The 23,243-nt window shown below is 67.4% G+C and carries 22 protein-coding genes; 18 read left to right on the plus strand and 4 right to left on the minus strand.

Annotated elements, in window-relative coordinates; genetic code table 11:
• The first annotated feature begins 56 nt into the window (after window positions 1–56).
• The 11 genes from LZ605_RS09680 to map all read left to right on the plus strand — a co-directional run bounded on the left by LZ605_RS09680 (window position 57) and on the right by map (window position 8,733).
• On the plus strand, window positions 57–893 hold the full coding sequence (locus LZ605_RS09680; RefSeq protein ID WP_249844644.1) for an alpha/beta hydrolase: 837 nt from the start codon (window positions 57–59) through the stop codon (window positions 891–893).
• A 1-nt stretch (window position 894) separates the two neighbouring features.
• Window positions 895–1,254, plus strand: coding sequence for an EamA family transporter (locus LZ605_RS09685; RefSeq protein ID WP_249844645.1), 360 nt, complete (start codon window positions 895–897; stop codon window positions 1,252–1,254).
• Complete coding sequence (locus LZ605_RS09690) at window positions 1,251–1,649, plus strand: DMT family transporter (RefSeq protein ID WP_249844646.1); 399 nt, start codon at window positions 1,251–1,253, stop codon at window positions 1,647–1,649. The genes LZ605_RS09685 and LZ605_RS09690 overlap by 4 nt, the downstream gene beginning before the upstream one ends.
• Window positions 1,650–1,659: 10 nt before the next feature.
• Window positions 1,660–2,862, plus strand: coding sequence for a DegT/DnrJ/EryC1/StrS family aminotransferase (locus tag LZ605_RS09695; protein ID WP_249844647.1), 1,203 nt, complete (start codon window positions 1,660–1,662; stop codon window positions 2,860–2,862).
• Window positions 2,863–3,036: 174 nt separating this feature from the next.
• The gene (locus LZ605_RS09700; protein WP_249844648.1) at window positions 3,037–3,753 is read left to right on the plus strand and encodes an MtnX-like HAD-IB family phosphatase; all 717 of its coding nucleotides are present in this window, start codon (window positions 3,037–3,039) and stop codon (window positions 3,751–3,753) included.
• Between the two features lie 63 nt (window positions 3,754–3,816).
• On the plus strand, window positions 3,817–5,217 hold the full coding sequence (locus tag LZ605_RS09705) for an aspartate aminotransferase family protein (RefSeq protein ID WP_249844649.1): 1,401 nt from the start codon (window positions 3,817–3,819) through the stop codon (window positions 5,215–5,217).
• A 29-nt stretch (window positions 5,218–5,246) separates the two neighbouring features.
• A complete protein-coding gene (locus tag LZ605_RS09710) occupies window positions 5,247–6,311 on the plus strand; it encodes a GNAT family N-acetyltransferase (protein ID WP_249844650.1) in 1,065 nt (354 codons plus the stop codon).
• A gap of 3 nt (window positions 6,312–6,314) precedes the next feature.
• Entirely contained in the window at window positions 6,315–7,199 is an 885-nt protein-coding gene (locus LZ605_RS09715) for an arginase family protein (protein ID WP_249844651.1), read from the plus strand.
• A gap of 100 nt (window positions 7,200–7,299) precedes the next feature.
• Window positions 7,300–7,659, plus strand: coding sequence for a bleomycin resistance protein (locus tag LZ605_RS09720; RefSeq protein WP_249844652.1), 360 nt, complete (start codon window positions 7,300–7,302; stop codon window positions 7,657–7,659).
• 68 nt (window positions 7,660–7,727) lie between these two features.
• On the plus strand, window positions 7,728–7,940 hold the full coding sequence (locus tag LZ605_RS09725) for a ParD-like family protein (RefSeq protein WP_249844653.1): 213 nt from the start codon (window positions 7,728–7,730) through the stop codon (window positions 7,938–7,940).
• Between the two features lie 7 nt (window positions 7,941–7,947).
• Window positions 7,948–8,733, plus strand: coding sequence for a type I methionyl aminopeptidase (map, locus tag LZ605_RS09730; RefSeq protein WP_249844893.1), 786 nt, complete (start codon window positions 7,948–7,950; stop codon window positions 8,731–8,733).
• Here map and LZ605_RS09735 read toward each other — a convergent pair.
• Window positions 8,730–9,344 (minus strand): LysE/ArgO family amino acid transporter, encoded by a 615-nt coding sequence (locus tag LZ605_RS09735; RefSeq protein ID WP_249844654.1) that lies wholly within the window; start codon window positions 9,342–9,344, stop codon window positions 8,730–8,732. The genes map and LZ605_RS09735 overlap by 4 nt on opposite strands.
• Window positions 9,345–9,448: 104 nt before the next feature.
• Here LZ605_RS09735 and LZ605_RS09740 point away from each other — a divergent pair, with 104 nt between their 5' ends.
• The 5 genes from LZ605_RS09740 (at window position 9,449) to LZ605_RS09760 (ending at window position 15,126) form a co-directional block, all read left to right on the plus strand.
• Window positions 9,449–10,342 (plus strand): LysR family transcriptional regulator ArgP, encoded by an 894-nt coding sequence (locus LZ605_RS09740; RefSeq protein WP_249844655.1) that lies wholly within the window; start codon window positions 9,449–9,451, stop codon window positions 10,340–10,342.
• Window positions 10,343–10,420: 78 nt separating this feature from the next.
• Complete coding sequence (locus tag LZ605_RS09745) at window positions 10,421–11,830, plus strand: TolC family protein (RefSeq protein ID WP_249844656.1); 1,410 nt, start codon at window positions 10,421–10,423, stop codon at window positions 11,828–11,830.
• Complete coding sequence (locus LZ605_RS09750; RefSeq protein ID WP_249844657.1) at window positions 11,823–12,836, plus strand: HlyD family secretion protein; 1,014 nt, start codon at window positions 11,823–11,825, stop codon at window positions 12,834–12,836. The genes LZ605_RS09745 and LZ605_RS09750 overlap by 8 nt, the downstream gene beginning before the upstream one ends.
• Entirely contained in the window at window positions 12,821–14,008 is a 1,188-nt protein-coding gene (locus tag LZ605_RS09755) for an ABC transporter permease (protein WP_249844658.1), read from the plus strand. Before LZ605_RS09750 ends, LZ605_RS09755 begins: the two co-directional genes overlap by 16 nt.
• Window positions 14,005–15,126, plus strand: a complete 1,122-nt coding sequence (locus tag LZ605_RS09760; protein ID WP_249844659.1) for an ABC transporter permease — start codon at window positions 14,005–14,007, stop codon at window positions 15,124–15,126. Before LZ605_RS09755 ends, LZ605_RS09760 begins: the two co-directional genes overlap by 4 nt.
• Before the next feature lie 51 nt (window positions 15,127–15,177).
• On the opposite strand, the gene LZ605_RS09765 is transcribed toward LZ605_RS09760, so the two are convergent.
• The 3 genes from LZ605_RS09765 to LZ605_RS09775 form a co-directional block, all read right to left on the minus strand.
• The gene (locus LZ605_RS09765; RefSeq protein WP_249844660.1) at window positions 15,178–16,554 is read right to left on the minus strand and encodes an efflux RND transporter permease subunit; all 1,377 of its coding nucleotides are present in this window, start codon (window positions 16,552–16,554) and stop codon (window positions 15,178–15,180) included.
• Between the two features lie 151 nt (window positions 16,555–16,705).
• A complete protein-coding gene (locus tag LZ605_RS09770) occupies window positions 16,706–17,074 on the minus strand; it encodes a glycine zipper 2TM domain-containing protein (RefSeq protein WP_014646414.1) in 369 nt (122 codons plus the stop codon).
• A gap of 165 nt (window positions 17,075–17,239) precedes the next feature.
• On the minus strand, window positions 17,240–19,462 hold the full coding sequence (locus LZ605_RS09775; protein ID WP_249844894.1) for a methyl-accepting chemotaxis protein: 2,223 nt from the start codon (window positions 19,460–19,462) through the stop codon (window positions 17,240–17,242).
• A 366-nt stretch (window positions 19,463–19,828) separates the two neighbouring features.
• On the opposite strand from LZ605_RS09775, the gene mutS reads away from it, so the two are divergent.
• Both mutS and LZ605_RS09785 read left to right on the plus strand, forming a co-directional pair.
• A complete protein-coding gene (gene mutS, locus LZ605_RS09780) occupies window positions 19,829–22,420 on the plus strand; it encodes a DNA mismatch repair protein MutS (RefSeq protein WP_249844661.1) in 2,592 nt (863 codons plus the stop codon).
• Window positions 22,421–22,554: 134 nt separating this feature from the next.
• Window positions 22,555–23,154, plus strand: coding sequence for a DUF937 domain-containing protein (locus LZ605_RS09785; protein WP_107230247.1), 600 nt, complete (start codon window positions 22,555–22,557; stop codon window positions 23,152–23,154).
• Window positions 23,155–23,243 lie beyond the last annotated feature (89 nt).

The following is a 23,243-nucleotide window of genomic DNA, read 5'->3' on the forward strand; positions in this document are numbered from 1 at the left end:
TGGCGAAAATCGCGCTTGCGATGCTGCCCTCCCCACTGCCGTCCCGGAGCCGCCAGGTGACCCAATCGCACGACTTCTTCCTCCCCGGTGGCCCGCAGGGCGTGCTGCTGGTGCACGGCCTGACCGGCACCCCGGCGGAAATGCGCATGCTCGGCAAGGGCCTGAACAACGCCGGTTTCACCGTGCACGGCGTGCAGCTGCCCGGCCATTGCGGCACCGTGGACGATCTGCTGGCGACCACCTGGGAGCAGTGGTACCAGGGTGTGGAGGATGCGGCGGCGGCCCTGCGCGGCAAGGTCGACCAGTTGTTCGTGGGCGGCCTGTCGATGGGCGCGGTGCTGTCGCTGGCCCTGGCCGCACGCCGCCCGCAATGGATCTCCGGCGTGGGCGTGTACGGCGCCACCTTCCGCTACGACGGCTGGAACATTCCCGCGGTGGCCCGCTTCTCGTTCCTGCTGCCCTGGTTCAAGCGCTTCAACATCGGCCGCGATCGCATGTTCATGGAAGAGCCGCCGTACGGCCTGCGTGACGAGCGCCTGCGCGCGCAGGTCAGTGCCGCCATGCTGTCCGGCGACAGCGCCGCCGCCGGCCTGCCCGGCAATCCCTGGCATGCACTGGCCGAGATGCGGGCGTTGAGCCACTGGACCCGCCGCCACCTGCACCAGGTCACCGCGCCGTGCCTGGTGATGCATGCCCGCGAGGACGACGTGGCCAGCATGGGCAATGCCGAACTGGTGATGTCGCGGGTCAGTGGCCCGAAGGAACTGGTGGTGCTGGAAGACAGCTACCACATGATCACCATCGACCGCGAACGCCGCGATGTGATCCGTCGCAGCGCGCGCTTCTTCAGCGAGATCGGTGAACGCAGCGACGTGCTCAAGGCGGTGGCCTGAGATGGGGGCACTTGCCACACTGCTGTGGCTGGCCAACGTGGTGCTCGATACCGGTGGCCAGCTCGCCTTCAAGGCCGCCGCCAGCGACCCCCAGCAGGGTGAAGGGCTGCAGCGCTGGAAACACATGTTCAGCCGGCCCTGGCTGTGGATCGGCATCGCCTGTTACGTGCTCGAGTTCGTTGCCTGGATCGCCTTCCTCTCGCTGGTGCCGCTGTCCAAGGGCGTGCTGCTGGGCTCGATCAACATCGTCGCGCTGATGATCGCCGGCCGCATCCTGTTCCGCGAGAAGCTCACGCCGTTGCGGGTGACCGGCATGCTGCTGGTCACCGCAGGCGTAGCGGTGGTGGGGGCCGGCTCATGAGGCGCCTGTATGTGATCGGCTTCCCGCTGCTGATGGCCTTCGACACATTGGCGCAGCTGTGCTTCAAGTACTCCGGCGATGCCGCGTTGCCGGTCGAAGCCAACACCGCGTGGCTGCTGCGCGTGCTGTCGCAGCCGTGGGTGTATGGCGCCATCCTCGGCTACGTCGGTGCGTTCTTCACCTGGATGAGCCTGCTGCGCCACGCGCCGATAGGCCCCGCCTTTGCCGCCTCGCACCTGGAAGTGATCAGCGTGCTGCTGCTGTCGGCGTGGCTGTTGAACGAGCCGCTGACCCTTCACCATCTGCTTGGCGCGGTACTGATCGTGGCCGGCATCGTCTGTCTCGGCCGTGCCGAGGCGGACGACCCGCACAGCCCGGTTGAGAGCAGCGCATGAGCGCGCAGCAATGAACCTGTTCGCGCGCGAACTGCCGCCCACCGCTGGTCTGCCGCTGCAGGCCAGCGATTTTGTTCCCGGTGGCGGCGACCTGCGCACGATCCTGGCCAACCAGCTCGGAACACCGCCGTTGCAGCCGACCTGCTCCGGCACGCATGCGCTGCTGATCGCGTTGCGTACGCTGCGCAAGCGCGCGCCACATCGCGACACCGTGATCCTGCCGGCCTACACCTGCCCGCTGGTGCCGATCGCGGTGCACAGCCTGGGCCTGCGCGTGCAGCTGTGCGATACCCGCCATGGCCACTTCGACTTCGATCCCGGCCAGCTCAAGCGGCTGGCCGACGCGCGCACGCTGGCGATCCTGCCCACCCATCTCGGTGGCCGCATCGCCGATGTCGAGCTGGCCTGCGAGATTGCACGCAGCGCCGGTGCCTGGGTGATCGAAGATGCCGCACAGGCGCTCGGTGCACGCGTAGGCAGCCACAGTGTCGGCCTGCGTGGTGATATCGGCTTCTTCAGCCTGGCCGCCGGCAAGGGCCTGAGCCTGCACGAAGGCGGTCTGCTGGTCAGCCGCGATGACGAGCTGCGCGCGGCGCTGGCCGAACATGCGGCTCAACACGTTCGTTTCAGCCTGCGCTGGGAGCTGCTGCGCAGCGTGCAGCTGATGGGCCTTGCCGCCTGCTACCGCCCTTGGCTGCTGTCACTGGTGTACGGCAATCCACTGCGCAGCGCGCTGCGCCGTGGTGACGTCGAAGCCGCGGTCGGTGATGTGTTCGCGCTGGACATCCCTCAGCACCGGGTCAGCCGCTGGCGACTGAGCATCGGTGCCAGAGCCGCGCAGCGCCTGCCTGCGTTCCTGCAGGCCGGGCGCATGCGTGCCTTGCAGCTGCGCGTGCAGCTGGCACAACTGCCAGTGGTGGAGGTGGTTGATGGCGTGGCCGGAACCGGTGGTACCTGGCCGCTGCTGATGTTGCTGCTGCCCAGCCAGCGTGCCCGCGACGCCGCCTTGGCGGATCTATGGCCACGCGGGCTCGGCGTCAGCCGCATGTTCATCCATGCCCTGCCCGATTACGCCTACCTGCGCGGCATCGTGCCGCCCACCGATGTGCCCAATGCCCGCGACTTCGCCGCGCGCATGCTCACCCTCGGCAACAGCGCCTGGCAGACGCGTGAAGAGACCGCGCAGATCCTGCAGGTGCTGGCACGGGCCTGACCTGCACCTGCCTGCATCGGCAGCACCCCACGCATTCATCCGTGCACCTTCCTGAACGTTTTCCCTGCCGCGCAATGAAGGCTTTCAACAGGAAAGGAACGAGAAAGGCGGCCTGCCTACATTGAGCCTGCCCCGGCATCGAGCCGGTGGTTTCTCTCATCGACGGACCTGCCCATGCGCTGGAGCATCCTGTGTGACTTCGATGGCACCATCAGCCTCGAAGATGTCATCGACTCGCTGCTGGAAAAGTACGGCCAGCCGGGCTGGCAGGAACTGGAGGCACAGTGGAAGGCCGGCGTCATCGGCTCGCGTGAATGCATGAAGGGCCAGGTGCGGCTGCTGGAGCTGGATCCGGCCACGCTCGATGCACATCTGGACCAGGTGCGGATCGATCCGGGGTTTGCTGCCTTCGTCACCCGCGCTGCGCAGCTGGGCCTGCCGCTGCGCATTGTCAGCGACGGCCTGGATTACGCGATCCACCGCATCCTCGCCAACCACGGCCTGCCGCGGCTGCCGGTGGTGGCCAACCACCTGCGCTGGTGCGAAGACCACTGGGAACTGGAATCGCCGTACCAGGCCGAAGGTTGCCGCAGCGGTACCTGCAAGTGCACCTGCGCCGCGCAGGCGCGTGCCAACGAAGCACCGCGCGTGCTGATGATCGGCGACGGCAGCTCGGATTTCTGCGTCTCCGAAGATGCCGACTTCGTGTTCGCCAAGCGTCGCCTGATCACCCATTGCACGAATGCCGGCATCGCGCATGCCGCCATCGATACCTTCCACGATGCAATCGAACTGTTGCCGCGCCTGCTCGATGGCAGCCTGCTGCAGCCTCGTCACGTCGACGCCAGCCCGCAGCCGACCGCACTGCCGCTGCTGCTGGCCACCGCCTGAGCACTTCTTCCAAGCACGCCCCCCTGTTGCCCCTTTCGAACGTCCTTCACGGAACCGAACTGCATGAACATTTTTGACAAGAACGCCGACGCCGCTGCTTCCGATGCGCAGCTGCTGGCCGACGAAGCCCGCTACAGCTCCTTCGGCGACACCGTCCACTACGTCGACCCGCCGAAGATCTTCCAGCGCGGCGAAGGCAGCTACATGTTCGACGGTGCGGGCGTGCCCTATCTCGACCTGCAGATGTGGTACTCGGCCTGCAACTTCGGTTACAGCAACCGGCGCCTGAACGATGCGCTGAAGGACCAGATCGACACCCTGCCGCAGGTCGCCAGCCAGTACCTGCACCCGACCCGCGTGCAGCTGGCCAAGACCATTGCGGTGGACATGCACGACAAGTTCGGCCTCGACGGCCGCGTGCACTTCAACGTCGGCGGCGCGCAGGCCATCGAAGACTCGCTGAAGATCGTACGCAACGCGCGCGGCGGCAAGAGCCTGATGTTCGCCTTCGAAGGCGGCTACCACGGCCGCACCCTGGGCGCGTCCTCGATCACCTCCAGCTACCGCTACCGCCGCCGCTACGGCCACTTCGGCGAGCGCGCGATGTTCATCCCGTTCCCGTACCCGTTCCGTCGCCCGAAGGGCATGACCCCGGACGAGTATTCCGACCACTGCGTGTGGCAGTTCGAGCGCCTGTTCGAAAGCGAATACAACGGCGTGTGGGATCCCAAGGTCGGCCAGGCCGAGTACGCCGCGTTCTACGTCGAGCCGATCCAGGGCACCGGCGGCTACGTCATCCCGCCACGCAACTTCTTCACCGGCCTCAAGCGCGTGCTGGACAAGTACGGCATCCTGATGGTCGTCGATGAAATCCAGATGGGCTTCTGGCGCACCGGCAAGCTGTGGTCGATCGAGCACTTCGGCGTGACCCCGGACGTGCTGGTGTTCGGCAAGGCGCTGACCAACGGCCTGAACCCGCTGTCGGGCCTGTGGGCGCGCGAAGAGCTGATCAACCCGACCGTGTTCCCGCCGGGCTCCACCCACTCCACCTTCAACTCCAACCCGCTGGGCACCCGCCTGGGCCTGGAAGTGCTGAAGCTGGGCAAGGAAATGGACTACGAGCGCACCGTGCCGGAGAAGGGCGCGTACTTCCTCGATGGCCTGCGTGGCCTGCAGAAGCGCCACCCGGAAATCGGCGACGTCGACGGCCTGGGCCTGGCCCTGCGCGCCGAGATCTGCCAGGCCGACGGCTACACACCGAACAAGGAACTGCTGGACCGCATGGTCGACATCGGCCTGGCCGGTGATCTGCTGCATGATGGCAAGCGCATGGGCCTCGTGCTCGATGTGGGTGGCTGGTACAAGAACGTGATCACCTTCGCGCCGTCGCTGGACATCAGCTATGAAGAGATCGATCTGGCGATCACCCTGCTCGACCAGGCGCTGACCAAGGCCAAGGGCTGAGGCCGCATGCGCTGCCGGTTCCTGTGCCGATGGAGATGACCCTACGCGCCTCCAGCACCGCGCTGGAACCGGCCGTGCTGCTGGAGGGCTTCCTGGCCCACCCGCCGCTCGGTTTCGAAGCGAGCCGCCTGCCCAGCGGCCTGCCGACCTTCCGTGCGCCGCTGGACCTGACCACCACGATGGACGACGCGCTGCGCAGCACGCTGCTCGGCCTGCCGCTGTCGCGCCTGTGGCGGCCGTGGATCACCTGGAAGACCCGCTTCGTCGGTACCACCAGCACCGAGTACACCCCGCTGCCGGCACACGTCGCGCCGGAGGCGCTGGCCGAGGACGTGACGCGTCACGCGATCGGCGATACCCGGCTGCTGGTGGTCAAGGACCTGGCGATCGATTCACCACTGCTGGACGACGCGGCCAACGCGCACAGTGCTGCCTTCCTGCAGGCATTGCTGGCGCGCGGCTTCGTTGAACTGGAAGGCATGCCGCTGGCCTGGGTGGCGATCGATTTCGATTCGATCGACGGCTATCTCGGCCGCCTGTCGTCCTCGCGCCGCAAGAACATCCGGCGCAAGCTGCGCTCGCGCGACGACCTGCAGATCGACTGCATCGCCACCGGTGATCCGGCCCTGGCCGACCCACGGCTGCAGGCAGAACTGCATGCGTTGTACCTGGCCGTGTACGCGCAGAGTGCAGTGCACTTCGACCAGCCCGACCTGCCCTACTTCCAGCACCTGCTGGCCGACAGCCACGGCCAGGGACGCATGTTCCTGTACCGTCACCAGGGCCGGCTGATCGGCTGGAACCTGTGCTACGTGCATGCCGGCAAGCTGGTGGACAAGTACATCGGCCTGGCCTATCCGCAGTCGCGCGAGCACAACCTGTACGCGGTCAGCTGGATGCACAACCTCGAGTACGCCCTGCAGCACGGCCTCAGCCACTACGTGGCGGGCTGGACCGATTCGCGGATCAAGGCCGAACTGGGCGCGCGCTTCACCTCCACCCGGCACGCGATCCACGCCAGCTCACCGCTGCTGCGCGCCGCATTGCGCAGGTTGGCCCCGCATCTGCAGGGCGAACCGGATGGAGGCGGTTGAGCGATGCTGTTGCGTTCTCCGCTGATCCTGGATCTGGACGGTGGCGTGCTGCCGCTGCCGCAGGCACAGACCGTGGCGCTGCCGCACTGGCACGACCCGCTGCGCTTCGCCTGCAGCAACACCACCCTGGCGCGTTTCAGCGCTGAAGTGCTGGCACCGCTGCCTGCGCAGCTCGGCACGGTGATGCTCGGCAGTGGCGACTTCCACCATCTCAGCCTGCCCCTGCTGCAGCGCATGCGCATACAACCGCCGTTCCAGCTGGTGGTTCTGGACAACCATCCGGACAACATGCGCTTTCCGTTGGGCATGCACTGCGGTTCATGGGTGAACGCCGCCAGCAAGCTGCCGCAGATCTCCCACATTCACGTGCTGGGCATCACCTCCAGCGACATCGGCCTCGGCCATGCCTGGGAAAACCACTGGCGCCCGCTGCTGGGCGGCCGCCTGACCTACTGGTGCATGGACGTGGACGTGAGGTGGGGCCACCGCCTCGCCATGGGCCACGCGTTCCGCCGCTTCGAGCACCCCGAGGCGCTGGTGGCGGCGTTCGCCGCCGAGCAGGCCGCGTCGCCGCAGCCGACCTATCTTTCGATCGACAAGGATGTGTTCGCCGAAGAAGTGGCGCGCAGCAACTGGGACCAGGGCCGGTTCCAGCTGGAAGACGCCCTGGTGGTGATCGAGGCGCTGCGTGCCGGCGGCCTGGTCGGCAGTGACATCACCGGTGAAGTCTCGCAGGCCAACTATCGCAGCCGCTTCAAGCGCTGGCTGTCATCACTGGACGGCCAGCCCGACATCCGTGCCGACGAACTTCCTGCCTGGCAGGCCCGGCATCAGCAGGTGAACCGCGAACTGCTGGCGGCGATGGCGGCAGTGCCGACGGCCTGTTGACCGCGGCCGCTGGCCGGCGACCGCGGTGTTCCCACGCTCACGAGAATGCCGGCCAGCGGCCGGCACTACACTGGCGCTCCCGCCCCAAGGAGCCGCCGCCATGCCCCAGACCGTCATCCCGCAGCTGCGCATGCGCCACGCCGACACCACCCTGCCGTTCTACGTGCAGGGGCTGGGCTTCGTGGTCGACTGGGAACACCGCTTCGAGCCCGGTTTCCCGCTGTTCGCCCAGCTCACCCGCGATAACCAGACGATCTTCCTCACCGAACACAGCGGCGACTGTGAGGTAGGCGGCGCGGTGTACTTCATCGTCGAGGACGTCGACGCGCTGTACCGCGCCTTCAGCGCGGCCGGTGTGCCGATCGAGCAGCCCCCGCATGACACCGAGTGGGGTAGCCGCGAGATGCTGCTGCGCGACCCCGACGGCAACCGCCTGCGCTTTGCCACCGACGCCGGCTGAACGACGGGGACTTGAGGTGAATATATGAAGCATATACGCTTCGTATATTCACCCCAGCAGGACCTCCCATGGGCATCGTCAACATCGATGACACCCTGCACGACCAGTTGCGCCGTGCCTGCACCGTCTCCAGCCGCTCGATCAACGCCCAGGCCAACTTCTGGATCCGGGTCGGCATGCTGTGCGAGATGAACCCGACGCTGAGCTTCCAGGACATCGTCGCCAGCGAGCTGCGCGCGGCCGGCGTCCAGCCCCAGTCGTTGGCGCCCGGGCGGGCCTGACATGGCGATGATCAAGCAGCCGCACGAAATCGCGCTGATGGCCGAATCCGGTCGCCTGCTGGCGCAGGTGTTTGCCGCGCTCGATCAACTGCCGCTGCAGGGCCGCAGCACGATGCAGATCAATGAATTCGTCGAGCGCATGATCGTCGACGAGCTGCGCGCGCGCCCGGCCAGCAAGGGCCAGTACGGCTTCCCGTATGTGCTCAACACTTCGATCGACAACGTGATCTGCCACGGCGTTCCCAGCACCGCCGACGTGCTGCGCAGCGGTCAGATCGTCAACCTCGACATCACTCTGGAAAAGAACGGCTACATCGCCGATTCCAGCACCACCTACCTGGTCGGTGAGGTCGACTACGCCGCACGCCGGCTGGTGCAGACCACCTACCAGGCAATGTGGAAGGGCATCGCTGCCGTGCGCCCCGGCGCGCGGCTGGGCGACATCGGCCACGCCATCGCCCGTCACGCACGCAGCCACGGCTACAGCGTGGTGAAGGAGTACTGCGGCCACGGCATCGGCCAGGAAATGCACGAGGAGCCGCAGATCCTGCACTACGGCCATCCCAACACCGGCATGGTGCTGGAGGAAGGCATGGTGTTCACCATCGAGCCGATGCTCAACCAGGGCAAGCCAGCCATCCGCCAGCAGCCGGACGAATGGCCGGTCTACACCCGCGACGGCAAGCTGTCGGCGCAGTTCGAGCACACCGTGGCAGTTACCCGCAATGGCGTGCGCGTACTGACCCTGCGCCCCGGCGAAGCGCCGCTGTGCGCGCTGGATCATGCCGCCTAGAGCGGACGCAGCAACAGCAGCGTGGCCAGGCAGAACATGAACACCGCCACGCCCGCGTCCAGCACCCGCCAGGCGGTGGGATTGCGGAACATCGGTTGCAGCAGCCGAGCGCCATAGCCCAGCGTGCAGAACCAGGCCACGCTGGCCACACAGGCACCGGCAGCGAACGCCCAGCGCAGCTGGCCCGGATAGCGCGTGGACAGGCTGCCCAGCAGCACCACCGTATCCAGATACACATGCGGATTGAGCAGGGTGAAGGCCAGGCAGGCCAACAGCACCTGCCCTCGGCTACCGCCCTGCGCGTCGTCCGCGGCCAGTGCACCGCCACCGCGCCAGGCGCGCAGCCCGGCCTGCAGGCCATACCAGAGCAGGAACGCGGCACCGCCAAAGCGCAGTACCTGCAGCAGCAGCGGCCATTGCATCACCAGCGCGCCCATGCCGCCCACGCCGGCCAGAATCAACGCAATGTCCGCGCCCGCGCAGGCCAGCACCACTGTCCCCACGTGGCGGCGTTGCAACCCCTGGCGCAGCACGAAGGCATTCTGCGCGCCAATGGCGATGATCAGGCCGGCGCCTGCAAGCAGGCCGGCGACGGTGGCGGCAATCCACATCGGGAAGGACCGGGCAGCGAAGGGATGCGCAGGGTGCGGCCAGCGCCCGGATAAGGCAAACTGATTCTTCTTTATCCTGTGCAGAAAAACTGAAGAGCCCCTGCATGGACCTGGTACACCCGCAACTGGCTGCGTTCGCGGCCGTGCTGGAGGAAGGCAGTTTCGAGGCCGCTGCACGCCGCCTGTCGATCAGCCCCTCGGCCCTTTCGCAACGGATAAAGGCACTGGAGGACCGGCTCGGCCAGGTGCTGCTGGTGCGGCAGGCGCCCTGCCGCCCGACGGCCGCTGGCGAGGCACTGCTGCGCCGGGTGCGGCCGATGCAGGCGCTGGAGGCCGAGGCGCTGGCCGAGCTGCTGCCCGAGCGCGGCAACGACGCCGCGCGCAAACCGATTCCGCTGGCGGTCAATGACGATTCGCTCGATACCTGGTTCGTGCCGGCCATCGCCGACCTGCACCAGCGTCATGGTTACCTGTTCGACCTGCGCATGGACGACCAGGACCACACCCTGGACCTGCTGCGCGATGGCAGCGTGCTCGGCGCGGTCACCGCCGAAAGCCAACCGGTGAAGGGCTGCAACGTGCACCCGCTCGGTGCCATGCGCTACCACGCCATCGCCTCGCCCGGCTTCGCCCGCCAGTACTTTGATCAGGGCATGCAGGCTGCGGCGCTGGCCCACGCACCGATGCTGGTGTTCAACCGCAAGGATGAACTGCAGTGGCGCTTCGTGCGACGGCTGACCCGCGCGCGGCTGCAGCCACCGCTACACTACCTGCCCTCCTCCACCGGCTTCGTCGAAGCTGCGGCATGCGGACTCGGCTGGGGCATGGCCCCGGAAACGCTGGTCGCACCTGCAGTCCACTCCGGCCGCGTGGTGGTACTGGAACCCCGCCGCTGGCTCGATGTGCCGTTGTACTGGCAGCATGCGGCCGTGCGCTCAAGCACGCTGCAGCACATCACCCAGGCGCTTCGCGCCGCCGCCAGCGGTACCCTTCGTTGAGGACCACACGATGACCGCAGACCCGGGCTTCACGCCTCGCGCACTACCGTTTGCGCACTTCTTCACTATTGGGACGGCATGGGCGTGATCGGCCGACGTACAAGGACGCAGCGCGCGACGGCCGCACTGGCGCTGGCCCTGCTGGCCTGCCTGCCGCTGGCTGCGCCGGCGCAGGACAGTACCGCCGCTGTACCGGCACTTGACTGGGAACAGGCACGGCAACGGCTGGAACAGGTCTCCGATGCGCTGGCCGCGTCTGATGCAGCGGTACGCAACAAGCAGGACCTGCAGGAGGCGACGCGTCTGCTGCGCCTGCCGGAGATCACCGGTGAAGTGCGCCGCCTGCAGTTCCAGAAGACCCTGACCCTGCCACTGGGGTCGCTGGCACCGGTGGCCGAAGCCTTCGGCATCGACTCGCCGCTGTCGTTCACCGAACGCGACTGGCGCACCCGTCCGGTGGTGACTGCGGTGCTGCCGCTGTACACCGGTGGTGTGATCCCGGCCGCGCAGCGTGCCGCCAGCGCTGCCCACGAACAAGCCAGCGCCGAGCGCGAAGCACAACGCCAGTCGCTGACCGTGCAGCTGGCCCAGGCCTATTTCGGCCAGCGCCTGGCCGAACAGGCCGTGGACGTGCGTCGCGACGTGCGCGATGGCCTCAACCGCCACCTCTCCGACGCCGAGAAGCTGGAACGCGAGGGCTTCGCCACGCGCGCGCAGCGTCTGCAGGCCACCGTGGCCCGCGACAAGGCCGAGCGCGAGTACCAGAAGACGGTGAACGATCTGGCCACGCTGAAGGCCGCGCTGTCCACGCTGCTGCGCAGCGGTGGCGAGGTGCAGCCGGTATCACCGCTGTTCGTGCAGCGGGTGCCACTGCAACCCGTCGCCAGCTTCGAGCGCACCGCCCTGGCACGCCAACCGCAGATCGCACGCTTGCGAGCGATGGTGGCGCAGGCCGAACAGGGCGTACGCGTGCAGCAGGCCAAGCTGAAACCGCAGATCTTCGCCTTCGGCCAGTACGACTTCCGCCGTCGCGACGAGATGCTGACCGATCCGGACTGGGCGTTCGGCATCGGCCTGAAGTACACCTTCCTGTCGCCGAACTCGCGGCCGGCGCAGATCAGCGCCGCGCGTGCACAACAGGAACAGGCCGAAGCCGGCCTGCGCGAGGCCGAGAACCAGGTCGCGCTGGGCGTGCGCAAGGCGTGGAACGAACTGGAAACCGCGCGCCAGCAGTTCGTGCTGCTCGACAGCAGCATCGCCCAGGCCCAGGAAAACCTGCGCCTGCAGGAACTGGCGTTCCGCGAAGGCCAGGCCACCTCGCTGGATGTGATCGACGCGCGGCTCGGCCTCGGTGGCGCCCGTGTCGAGCGTGCGCAGGCTGCTTACCAATACGATATTGCGCTGGCACAGTTGCTGGAGATCAGTGGACAGATGGACCGTTTCGAGGAATTCCGGCGGCGTGCGGACGAGGTGATCGACCATGAGTGATGTGCTGCACGACGAAGCGACGACGCCCCCGGGCAAGCGCCGGATGGGCCCGATTCTAGCGGTGGTGCTGCTGGTCGTGGTGGTGCTCGGGTTGTGGCTGGCCTGGCGCAGCCCGGCCGACCAGATCCAGGGCATGGCCGATGCGGACACCATCAACGTGGCCGCCAAGATCACTGCGCGCGTGGCCGAACTGAAGGTGCGAGAGGGTGACCGCGTGCAGCCCGGGCAGGTGCTGTTCCTGCTCGACAGCCCCGAAGTGGCCGCCAAGGAACAGCAGGCCCACGGTGCCCTGGCCGCCGCACAGGCGGTGGCCGACAAGGCCGACGAAGGCGCGCGCAGCGAAGACATCCGCGCTGCGGAAGCGAACTGGAAGCGCGCCGAAGCCGGTGCGACGCTGGCCGAAGCCACCTACCAGCGCGTGCAGAACCTGTTCAACGAAGGGGTGATGACCCGGCAGAAGCGCGACGAAGCGCATGCCCAGGCCACCAGTTCGCGCGAACTGGCGCGTGCCGCCCGCGCGCAGTACGACATGGCATTGGCCGGCGCGCGCGAGCAGGACAAGCGCGCCGCGCAGGGCCAGGTGCAGCAGGCGCAGGGCGCGGTGGCCGAGGTCAACGCCGCGCGTGCCGAAGTGGAAGGGCGCGCGCCGATGGCGGGCGAGATCAACAAGCGCATGGCCGACCCGGGCGAACTGGTGCCGGCCGGCTACCCGGTATTCACCCTGGTCGACATCGACCGCATGTGGGTGGCGATGAACCTGCGCGAATCGCAGATGCAGGGCCTGAAGGTCGGCAGCAAGCTGCGCGGCAACGTGCCGGCGCTTGGGCAGGACGCTGAGTTCGAGGTCTATTTCATCAACCCGGCCGGTGACTATGCGACCTGGCGTACCACCCGCCAGTCGTCGGGCTACGACGTTCGCAGCTTCGAGGTGCGGGTGCGCCCGGTACGCCGCATCGAGGGCTTCCGCCCCGGCATGAGCGTGCTGTTCGCATGGCCCCAGCACTGAGCCCGGGCACGGGCGGCTTCGCCGCTTCGTGGCGGCGCGAGCTGCGTGCGCTGCGCGGCAACCGCGCCGATCTGATGCTGGTTACCCTGCTGCCGCTGCTGATGCTGGTGCTGATGGCGTGGATGTTCACGCCCTCGGTGATGCGCGATATCCCCATTGCCGTGGTCGATCTTGATCACAGCAGTGACAGCCGCCTGCTGCTGCGCATGCTCGACGCCAGCCCCGGCGTACGCATCGCCAGCCAGCCAGCCGACATGGAGGACGCACGTTCGCAGCTGCGCCGCCTGGACGTGTTCGCGATCGTGCTGGTGCCGCGCGATGTCACCCGCCAGGCGCTGCGTGGCCGCCAGGGAACGGTGTTCGCCTATTACAACGCCACCTACATGACCACCGGGCAGTCCGCCGCGCGTGATATCGGCGATGCGGTCTCGGCCTGGAACGCACGCCTGCTGCGCGAGCGCATCGGCCTGCAGGTCGGCCCGGGCAAACTGCGTGCCGCACCGATCGCGGTGCAGTCGGACATCCTCTACAACCCGGCACGGAGCTACGAGCTGTTCCTGCTGCCGCTGATCTTCCCGGCGGTGCTGTCGCTGGTGCTGGCACTGGCCGTGGCCGGCAGCCTCGGCCGCGAGATCCGCGACGGCACCCTGCCCGCCTGGCTGGGCGGCACGCCATGGTCGGCGATTGCCGGCAAGGTCGCGCCGTACATCCTGCTGTTCTCGCTGTATGGCGCGCTCGGGCTGGGCTACCTCGCCTGGTTGCGCGGCGATGGCGTGGCCGGCAGCGTGCTGCTGTTGTTGCTCGCGCAGCCGCTGTTCTACCTCGCCACCGCCGCCTACGCGCTGTTCTTCGTCGGCATCACCCGCGACATGGGCACCGCACTGTCCGCCGTGGGCCTCAGCATCGGCACCGCGCTGGCATTCTCCAGCGCCACCTTCCCGGTGCTGGACGGTCCGTTGTTCACCCGTGTCTGGCATCAGCTGCTGCCGCTCAGTGCCTACATCAAGCTGCAGACCCAGCAGCAGTTCGTCGGCTCGCCGCTGCTGGTCTCGTTGTGGCCACTGGCTACGCTGCTGCTGATGTCCCTGGTGGCGGGCGGCATCGGCGGAATGCGCCTGATCGCCTTCTCGCGTACGCCCGAAGCCGCACAGCCTGCGGGGGCCGACGCATGAGTGCAGTGTGGCGCAGCCTGCGGCAGACCCTGATGGCGGTGCTGTGCGACCGCTACGCGATCGTGGTGATGGTCGGTGCGGTCATCCTGTACTCGTTCTTCTACCCGGCCGCGTATCGCCACCAGGTGGCCGGCAACCTGCCGGTGCTGGTAGTGGACGAAGACCACAGCGCCACCAGCCGCGAACTGCTGCGCAAGCTCGACGCGCTGCGGGTTGCCCGTGTGGTCGGACAACCGGCCGACATCGACAGCGCACGCCAGCAGCTGGAAGCCGGCCACGCCGAGGGCATCGTGCTGATCCCGGCCAACCTGGAGCGCGACATCCTGCGTGGGCACCCGGCCAAGCTGGTGCTGCTCGGCAACGGTGCGTACCTGGGCCGCGCCAGCTGGGTGCTGGGCAGCGTGGCCGATGCACTGGGCGCGTTCGGGCGGGATGCGGTGGTCGGCCAGGCCGCCTTCATGGGCGCACCGCAGGCACCGCCGGTCACGCTGGTGCAGCGCCCGCTGTACAACACCCAGGAAGGCTATGGCAGCGCTATCGTGCCCGGCGTGGCCGAGCTGATCGTGCACCAGACCCTGTTGATGGGCATCGGCGTGCTGCTCGGCGGCCGCCGCCTCGCGCTGGGGCGGCGACTGCGCTTCGACCTGCCGACGCTGACCGGCATGGCATTGGGCTTTGGCCTGATCGGCCTGTTCGGTCTGTTCTACTACGCCGGCTTCACCGCCTGGGTGCAGGACTATCCGCGCGGTGGCAATCCGCTGGGCCAGCTGCTGGGTGGCACCTTGTTCATCGCCGCCACGGTGGCGTTCGGCCTGTTCGTCGGCAGCTTCTTCCGCACCCGCGAACGCGCGTTCCAGTACATCATCGCCACCTCGATCCCGCTGTTCTTCCTGGCCAACCTGTCGTGGCCGGCAGTGATGACGCCGCAACCGCTGGTCTGGCTGGCGCAGCTGCTGCCGACCACCTCCGGCATCAACCTGATGGTGCGCCTGAACCAGATGGACGCCCGCCTGGCCGACGTCAGCCACGAACTGATCACCCTCACCGCCCTGTTGCTGCTCTACGGCAGCCTCGCCGCCCACCGCCTCCTCGCCAAAAAAGAGGACGGAGGGGATTAAGTCGTCGGCAAGCTTGGGCGATTGCGACTTAATCCCCTCCGTCCCCTTTTCTTAGGGGTCTGGGGCGTACCAGAACGGGATGCGGAACTCGCGGCGACGATCACCTCCGCGCGTGCCGCCCTCCGCATTCCATACCAGCGACAGATCATGCCGCCCCGGCGTCAGCCCAGCCGTTGGCAGATAGCCCACCAGGCCACGCATGTCGAGGTCGCGACGCTCCATCGGCATGAAGTCGTGCAGATCCACCGGCGTACCGTCCAGCTGCACCTGCCATAGCCGCGACAGGCACTCCACTGCCGCATTGGCCGCCTGCATGCCGGTCGCTTCGTTGCGGGCGCCCGGCAGCGCGGTGCAGTGCTGGCGGGCCAGCGGGTTGTCACGCTGCGGCCGATGCGGAATAAACACGCGCAGTCGCGAACCGCTGATCGTGTCGGACGGAATCATCGGATACGGCAACAGCTGATCGTGCGCGGAGCGCAGCGACTCGTAGTGCGCACTAAGCATGCCGTGTTCGACCGCTTCATCGGTCATCACCTGATAACGGTTGAACAGCGAGAACTTCAGCGACCCCAGCACCTGCACTCCGCCCAGCACCATCGCCACCATTACCGCCAGCAGGTAGGCCACCATGAACGAACGCGAGCGCAGGTTGCTCTGCAACGTCAACTGCATCGCCTGCATCAGACGCAGCAGGGGAATGCGCTGCATGGCCCCCAGAAAGCGCTGCAGCCAGCGTTGCTGACGATCGGAGGACTGGCCGCGCCGCTGCCGGCGTGCAATGGCACGTTCCAGCACCGCCGGCACCAGCGCGAGCGCGAACAGGCTGGTCAGCACCGTTGCCACCACCGTCATGCCGACGCGCTCCGCCCCCCCGGCCAGTGCGCTGATCGCCATCGCCGCGCACAGCGTGAGCACGGCAACCACCAGGGTGCCCGCCAGCGTCTGCACCGCCAGCAGCGTGGTGGAGAAAAGCAGCGTGGCCAGGCGGTCGGCGCGCTCGATGCTGCCGTCCAGGCCGCCGTCGCGGGCCTTGAGGAAAGCACGCGATACCGGGCCCATGTGCTGCAGCCGCTCCCAGTCGATGCCCTTGGGAAAGTGCGATTTCAACCCGATCAGCCCGATCCAGTAGCCGCGCACGGTCAGGTGCGCGATCAGCGCCACCGCCAGTACGTAGCACATGCCTACGCTGATGCTGAAACCAAACCAGAGCACCTGGAAGTACATGCCTTCGGTGTGCAGGCTGCTGCGCGCCCAGGCATCAAACAGGTAACCGGGCACCGCCAACAGCGCAAACGCCAGCAGGCCGGAAATGAACAATTCGAGCTCGTCGGTACGCTCGCGCAGTCGGCCGAAGCGCGCTGTCGCTTCCGGTGCTGGATCGACCTCGGCAACCGGCACGCGCGACTCAACCAGGGGTGATTCGTTCACAGTTCGTTCATCCATTGAAGTCGGCGCAGTATAGACACCGCGCCGCGGCCCGCGATACGGGCCACTTCAACGACGAACGCCGGCTCGGGGCCGGCGTTCGGGACATACGTACTGCGCAATACTGCGGAAGGGGCCGCGCGGGTACAGGCAATCAGCGGTAGACGCGCTCGCAGCGGCGTTCGACCACGCGATCGCCGTTCTTCTGCTGGCTGTTGCCCTGGATCTGCCGCCCCGCCGCACCACCGGCCACGGCACCGGCCACGGTGGCGAGCTTCTTGCCGTTGCCGCCACCCACCTGGTTGCCCAACAGGCCACCGATCACCGCGCCGGTCGCCGTGCCGGCAATACGGTTGGGATCGCGCGAGTTGCGCTGCACTTCCACGTTCTTGCAGACCACGCGGCTGCCATCGTTGAAACGGCGTCCCTCATCGCGCGGGCCATAGGTCTGGGCGCCGGCCACCGACGATGCCGCCAGCAGCGTGCCCAGCACAAGCAATCGGGTCGAGGTCTTCATGGCCATCTCCAAGGTTGCGGTATGTCGTAAGTCTCCTCCCGGGGGGGGCAACCGGAAGTGAAATGCGCGTGTCCGCCACCTGATCGGCCATGGCGCGTTCAGGAACAAAGGTGCGCCCACCGCGATCAGCCATCGCGATGGGCGCCGTCTCCCTGCCGGCATGCGCTACCGCTAGAACTCTTCCCAGCCACCTGCATTGGCGGCCAACGTCTGCTCGATGCGTGGCGACAGCGTCGCCGGTCGTCGCACCGGCGCGATCGAGGCGGCCACTGCGGCAAGCGCGCGCGGAACCGATGTGGCCGCAGCAACCGCACCAGTACGGAACACGGCCACGGCCTCGGACAGCAGGTTGGCCTGCTCCGCCATCGAGCGTGCGGCGGCACTGGCTTCTTCCACCAGCGCTGCATTCTGCTGCGTGGTCTCGTCCATCTGCACCACCGCCTGGTTGACCTGCTCAATGCCCGAACTCTGCTCCTGCGAGGCTGCGGAAATGTCGGCCATGATGTCGGTCACGCGCTGCACCGAGGCCACGATCTCGCCCATGGTGGTGCCGGCCTGACGCACCAGTGCCGATCCATCGGCCACCTTGCCCACCGAATCCTCGATCAGCCCCTTGATTTCCTTGGCCGCCCCCGCCGAGCGCTGCGCCAGCGTGCGCACTTCGCTGGCCACCACCGCAAAGCCTCTGCCCTGCTCGCCGGCACGCGCGGCTTCCACTGCGGCGTTCAACGCCAGGATGTTGGTCTGGAAGGCGATGCCGTCGATGACGCTGATGATCTCGGCGATCTTCTTCGAAGCGGCTTCGATGGCGGACATGGTGGTCACCACCTGGCCGACCACATCGCCGCCCTGCGTCGCCACGCCATGCGCGCCGATGGCCAGGTGGTTGGCCTGGCGCGCGTGCTCGGCGTTCTGCTTGACGGTGGACGTCAGCTCCTCCATCGATGCGGCGGTCTCTTCCAGGTTGGCCGCCTGCTGCTCGGTGCGCCGCGACAGGTCGGTATTGCCGGCGGCGATCTCGCCTGCGGCCAGAGTGATGCTCGATGCACTGGACTGGATGCGCCCGACGATCTGCTTGAGCTGATCGACGGTGGCGTTGCAGTCGTCCCGCATGCGCGCGAACACGCCATGGAAGTCACCTTCCATGCGCACGGTCAGGTCGCCGCGCGAGATCGCCTGCAGCAGGGTCGAGACCTGTACCAGATTCTCGTCGGTGGTCTGCATCAGCCGGTTCAGCCCGGCCACCATGTCACCAAACTCGTAGGAGAAGCGCGCTTCATCACCGCGCTGGCTGAAATCGCCGGCGGCCGCTGCAGTCGCCAGCCGGCGGATCTCGCCATTGATCGCCGACAGGCTGCGCTTGGTCTCGTCCATGGCCTGGGTGATCGCCGCCTTCTCGCCCGGCAACGGATCCATGTCCACCGACAGGTCACCGCGCGCGTAGTGCTTCATCACTTCGATCAAGCGGTTCTGCACCTGTACGTGCGAGCCCACCAGGGCATTGGTCTCGCGCACCATGCGTCCGTAGTCGCCCGGGAACGCGCTCTCGTCCATGCGATAGCTGAGACTTCCCGCATCGTGCTGGCGGGCCAGCTCGCCCTGTGCCGCCATCACCGCCTGCACCTGGGCCTGCATGCGCTGCATAGACTTCAGCAGCTGGGTCACCTCATCGTTGCCCGAGGCGTCGATGGCAGTGTCCAGGCGTCCGCTGGCGATACCGTCGGCCAGCTTCACCGCCCCCGCCAACGGGCGGGTCAGGCTGCGGGTGATCGCCCAGGCCGCCAATGACCCCAGCAGCAGGCTCAGTGCACCAAATACCATCGACAGCGTGCCGGTCCAGGCCTCGGTGGCGCGATACTCTTCGCGGCTGCGCGCGGTCAGCGATTCCTGGTGGCGCAGCAGCGCGGAAATGGATTCATTCCACGCTGTCGCCAGACCATGCTCGGCCAGCAGTTCCCGGGCGGCACCGTCGAAATCACCGGCCTTCATGCGTGCATGCAGCTGACCGGTGGAAACCTCGGTAGCCTTGCGCGCCGCCTCGATTCTCGCCACCAGCGTATCGCCGGTAGCGTCGCGCGGAATCTTGACGTAACGCGCCCATATACCGTCGTAGGTATGCGACAGCTGCAGGGCCTGCTGATAATCCTTGTCGAAATCCTCGCCGCGCTTGATCACCATCAACCGCCGGTGCATCAGCATCGCGTTGTTGGTATCGAGCATGTCGTTCAACAGCCGCATCTTCACCATGTTCACGTCCACCACCTTTCCGAACTGGGCGGACTTGAGGTGATTTCCGTACAGCACCAGGCCGACAATGGCCAGAATGAACAGGAGCAGCAGACCAAACCCGGCCCCCAGCCGGGAACCCACACGGAGGTTGCGTAAGGCGAGCATCTCAATTCCCTTGATCATGGCCGTACGATCGATGGCGGCGTGACCGGGAGAATCTTTAAGAGATTTTCTTCATATACCTTCAAGAATATCCTGAACTGTGCGGAGCGGCCTGGGAAATACCCCTGATACCCGCATTCATAATGCCAGGTAATACCCTTGAGACGGATACCGGGAATCCCCGACGGGCGATCGCCGTGGAGGGGCCCACCGGCCCTCGGCAGATCGCGCGGGCAGCGGCCTGATGCGCCTTGCGGCCCGGCATCGGTACCGGCACCCGGGTGCCCCAGCAGTTACCATGGACGGCCCTGTCCCTGCTCCGCCGCCGCAGCCTTCCGGCGCGGCCGGATGCCCCGATCCACGAGTCCCATGTCCAAAGACAAGTCCGCCGAACACACCCCGCTGATGAAGCAGTTCTTCGCAGCCAAGTCCGACTACCCGGACCTGCTGCTGTTCTTCCGCATGGGCGACTTCTACGAGCTGTTCTACGACGATGCACGCAAGGCCGCGCGCCTGCTCGACATCACCCTGACCCAGCGCGGCAGTTCCGGCGGCGCGCCGATCCCGATGGCCGGTGTGCCGGTGCATGCCTACGAAGGCTATCTGGCGCGGCTGGTGGCGCTGGGCGAGTCGGTGGCCATCTGCGAGCAGATCGGCGATCCGGCGCTGGCCAAGGGGCTGGTCGAACGCAAGGTAGTGCGCATCGTCACCCCCGGCACGGTCACCGACGAGGCGCTGCTGGACGAGCGCCGCGACACCCTGCTGATGGCCCTGTCGCGTACCCGCCAGGGCTACGGCCTGGCCTGGGCCGACCTGGCCGGTGGTCGCTTCCTGGTCAACGAAGTGGAGACCGACGACGCGCTGGAAGCCGAACTGGCGCGCCTGGAGCCGGCCGAACTGCTGGTGCCTGACGAAGAGAACTGGCCGGAGTTCCTGCGCCAGCGCACCGGCGTGCGCCGCCGCGCACCGTGGCTGTTCGACGCCGACAGCGGCCGCCGCCAGCTGCTGGCCTTCTTCAAGCTGCATGACCTGAGCGGTTTCGGCATCGACGACAAGCCGCGCGCCACCGCCGCCGCCGGCGCCCTGCTGGGCTATGTGGAGGAAACCCAGAAGCAGCGCCTGCCGCACCTGACCTCGATCGCGATGGAAACCGCCGGCGAGGCGATCGCGATGAACGCCGCTACCCGCCGCCACCTGGAGCTGGATACGCGCGTCGACGGCGATACCCGCAACACCCTGCTGGGCGTGCTCGACAGCACGGTCACGCCGATGGGCGGGCGGCTGCTGCGGCGCTGGCTGCATCGTCCGCTGCGCCTGCGCGAGGTGCTGGTGCAGCGCCATCACGCCGTGGAAACCCTGATCGATCGCGGCAGCGACGCCGACATCCGCGAGCAGTTCCGCCGCCTGGGCGATCTGGAGCGCATCCTCACCCGCGTTGCACTGCGCTCGGCGCGCCCGCGCGACTTCTCCACCCTGCGTGATGGCCTGGGCCTGCTGCCGGCTGTGCGCGAGGTGCTGGCACCGCTGGATTCGCCGCGCCTGCAGACCCTGCACGCCGCGCTGGGCGAGCACGACGAATGCGCGCAGCTGCTGGCGAGCGCGATTGCCGAAATGCCACCGCTGAAGCTGAGCGATGGCGGCGTGCTGGCTGATGGCTTCGACGAAGAACTGGACGAGCTGCGCCGGCTGTCGACCCACGCCGACCAGTTCCTGGTCGACCTGGAACAGCGCGAACGCGAAAGCAGCGGCATTCCCACCCTGAAGGTGGGCTACAACCGCGTGCACGGCTACTACATCGAAATCAGCAAGGGCCAGTCCGACCGCGCGCCGGTGCACTACACCCGCCGGCAGACGTTGACCAATGCCGAGCGCTACATCACCGAAGAACTGAAAGCGTTCGAAGACAAGGTGCTGTCCGCGCGCGACCGTTCGTTGTCGCGCGAGAAGTACCTCTACGAACAACTGCTCGACACCCTGGGCAGCCAGCTGGAACCGCTGAAGCAGTGTGCCGCGGCGCTGAGCGAGCTGGACGTGCTGGCCGCCTTCGCCGAGCGCGCACAGGCGCTGGACTGGGCACGCCCGGAACTGCAGGCCGAGCCCTGCCTGAAGATCGAACGCGGCCGCCACCCGGTGGTCGAGGCGGTGCGCGAACAGCCGTTCGAACCCAACGATCTGGACCTGCATCCAGACCGTCGCATGCTGGTCATCACCGGCCCGAACATGGGCGGTAAATCCACCTACATGCGACAGAACGCGCTGATCGTGCTGCTGGCCCACATCGGCAGCTTCGTGCCGGCCAGCCGCGCGTTGATCGGCCCGATCGACCGCATCCTCACCCGCATCGGTGCCGGCGACGACCTGGCGCGCGGGCAATCCACCTTCATGGTGGAAATGGCCGAAACCAGCTACATCCTGCACCACGCCACCGCGCACTCGCTGGTGCTGATGGACGAGATCGGCCGTGGCACCTCCACCTATGACGGCCTGGCGCTGGCCGACGCGGTGGCCCGCCACCTGGCCTACCAGAACCGCTGCTACACGCTGTTTGCCACCCACTACTTCGAACTGACCGCGCTGGCCGACGAACAGCACGAGGGCGGCCGAAGCGGCATTGCCAACGTGCACCTGGACGCGGTCGAGCATGGCGAGGCGCTGGTGTTCATGCACGCAGTGAAGGACGGCCCGGCCAACCGCAGCTTCGGCCTGCAGGTGGCGGCGCTGGCCGGCCTGCCGCGCGCGACCGTGGCGCAGGCGCGTCGTCGCCTGGCCGAGCTGGAACAGCGTGGCGGCGAAAGCCACGCGGCCGAACTGGCACCGCAGGCACTGGACGCACCGCAGCAGTTTGGCCTGTTCAGCGCGCCGTCCAGCAAGGCGCAGGAAGCGCTGGCGGCGATCGATCCGGACGAGTTGACCCCGAAGCAGGCGCTGGAAGCGCTGTACCGGTTGAAGGCGTTGTTGTAACCCAGGGCCGCCGGGCAGGGCCCGGCGCTACCGGTCGACACGGCGCCCGCCCGGGCGCCATGAACCCTTCGCATTGCCGTCGTGTACCCGGCGTTATGCTCGGGCAGTCCTTCCTTCACCGAACGGAGACTGCCATGAACACCGAATCGCTTGCTGCATCCCTCTTCCAGCAGCTGCAGCAGGGCCAAGGCCTGCAGCAGGTGTCCCAGCAACTCGGCCTGGACAGCAGCCAGACCACCCAGGCTGTCGGCAGCGCCCTGCCCCTGCTGCTCGGCGCGATGGGGCAGAACGCCAGTGAGCCACAGGGCGCGCAGTCGCTGCTCAACGCGTTGCAGCGCGACCACAGCGGTGGCGGCGGCTTCGACCTGGGCGGCATCCTGGGCGCGGTGATGGGCGGCGGTGGCAGCGGCGCCACCGATGGCGCCGGCATCCTCGGCCACGTGTTCGGTGGCCAGCAACCGCAGGCGGCACAACTGCTCGGGCAGAAGACCGGCCTCGACAGCGGCACCTCGGGCAAGCTGCTGGCGATCCTCGCCCCCATCGTGATGTCCTTCCTGGCCCAACGCTTCGCCCAGGGCGGCAACGCAGGCCAGCTGAGCCAGGCACTGGGCCAGGAAACGCAACAGTCCGGCGGCATCGGCAGCCTGCTCGGCGGCGTACTGGACCAGGACGGCGACGGCCAGTTCGGAGCCAGCGATCTGATGAAGCTGGGCGCGGGCCTGCTCAAGCGCTGATCACGCACAGGCGTCCGCGGCCATCTATAGGCATCCACTATCGCAGCGGTTGAATCAATCGAATTTACCCATCGGTAGGCGCCGCCTAT

This window comes from Stenotrophomonas maltophilia, from assembly GCF_023518235.1.
In the GTDB taxonomy this organism is placed as follows: Bacteria; Pseudomonadota; Gammaproteobacteria; order Xanthomonadales; family Xanthomonadaceae; genus Stenotrophomonas.

Coding starts and splice junctions, on each gene's coding strand:
- LZ605_RS09785 (WP_107230247.1), top strand. CDS start 22,555: ATGAACACCGAATCGCTTGCTGCATCCCTCTTCCAGCAGCTGCAGCAG.
- LZ605_RS09705 (WP_249844649.1), top strand. CDS start 3,817: ATGAACATTTTTGACAAGAACGCCGACGCCGCTGCTTCCGATGCGCAG.
- LZ605_RS09735 (WP_249844654.1), bottom strand. CDS start 9,344: ATGTGGATTGCCGCCACCGTCGCCGGCCTGCTTGCAGGCGCCGGCCTG.
- mutS (WP_249844661.1), top strand. CDS start 19,829: ATGTCCAAAGACAAGTCCGCCGAACACACCCCGCTGATGAAGCAGTTC.
- LZ605_RS09745 (WP_249844656.1), top strand. CDS start 10,421: ATGGGCGTGATCGGCCGACGTACAAGGACGCAGCGCGCGACGGCCGCA.
- LZ605_RS09740 (WP_249844655.1), top strand. CDS start 9,449: ATGGACCTGGTACACCCGCAACTGGCTGCGTTCGCGGCCGTGCTGGAG.
- LZ605_RS09770 (WP_014646414.1), bottom strand. CDS start 17,074: ATGGCCATGAAGACCTCGACCCGATTGCTTGTGCTGGGCACGCTGCTG.
- map (WP_249844893.1), top strand. CDS start 7,948: ATGATCAAGCAGCCGCACGAAATCGCGCTGATGGCCGAATCCGGTCGC.
- LZ605_RS09750 (WP_249844657.1), top strand. CDS start 11,823: ATGAGTGATGTGCTGCACGACGAAGCGACGACGCCCCCGGGCAAGCGC.
- LZ605_RS09760 (WP_249844659.1), top strand. CDS start 14,005: ATGAGTGCAGTGTGGCGCAGCCTGCGGCAGACCCTGATGGCGGTGCTG.
- LZ605_RS09690 (WP_249844646.1), top strand. CDS start 1,251: ATGAGGCGCCTGTATGTGATCGGCTTCCCGCTGCTGATGGCCTTCGAC.
- LZ605_RS09685 (WP_249844645.1), top strand. CDS start 895: ATGGGGGCACTTGCCACACTGCTGTGGCTGGCCAACGTGGTGCTCGAT.
- LZ605_RS09755 (WP_249844658.1), top strand. CDS start 12,821: ATGGCCCCAGCACTGAGCCCGGGCACGGGCGGCTTCGCCGCTTCGTGG.
- LZ605_RS09700 (WP_249844648.1), top strand. CDS start 3,037: ATGCGCTGGAGCATCCTGTGTGACTTCGATGGCACCATCAGCCTCGAA.
- LZ605_RS09715 (WP_249844651.1), top strand. CDS start 6,315: ATGCTGTTGCGTTCTCCGCTGATCCTGGATCTGGACGGTGGCGTGCTG.
- LZ605_RS09775 (WP_249844894.1), bottom strand. CDS start 19,462: ATGCTCGCCTTACGCAACCTCCGTGTGGGTTCCCGGCTGGGGGCCGGG.
- LZ605_RS09695 (WP_249844647.1), top strand. CDS start 1,660: ATGAACCTGTTCGCGCGCGAACTGCCGCCCACCGCTGGTCTGCCGCTG.
- LZ605_RS09725 (WP_249844653.1), top strand. CDS start 7,728: ATGGGCATCGTCAACATCGATGACACCCTGCACGACCAGTTGCGCCGT.
- LZ605_RS09720 (WP_249844652.1), top strand. CDS start 7,300: ATGCCCCAGACCGTCATCCCGCAGCTGCGCATGCGCCACGCCGACACC.
- LZ605_RS09710 (WP_249844650.1), top strand. CDS start 5,247: ATGGAGATGACCCTACGCGCCTCCAGCACCGCGCTGGAACCGGCCGTG.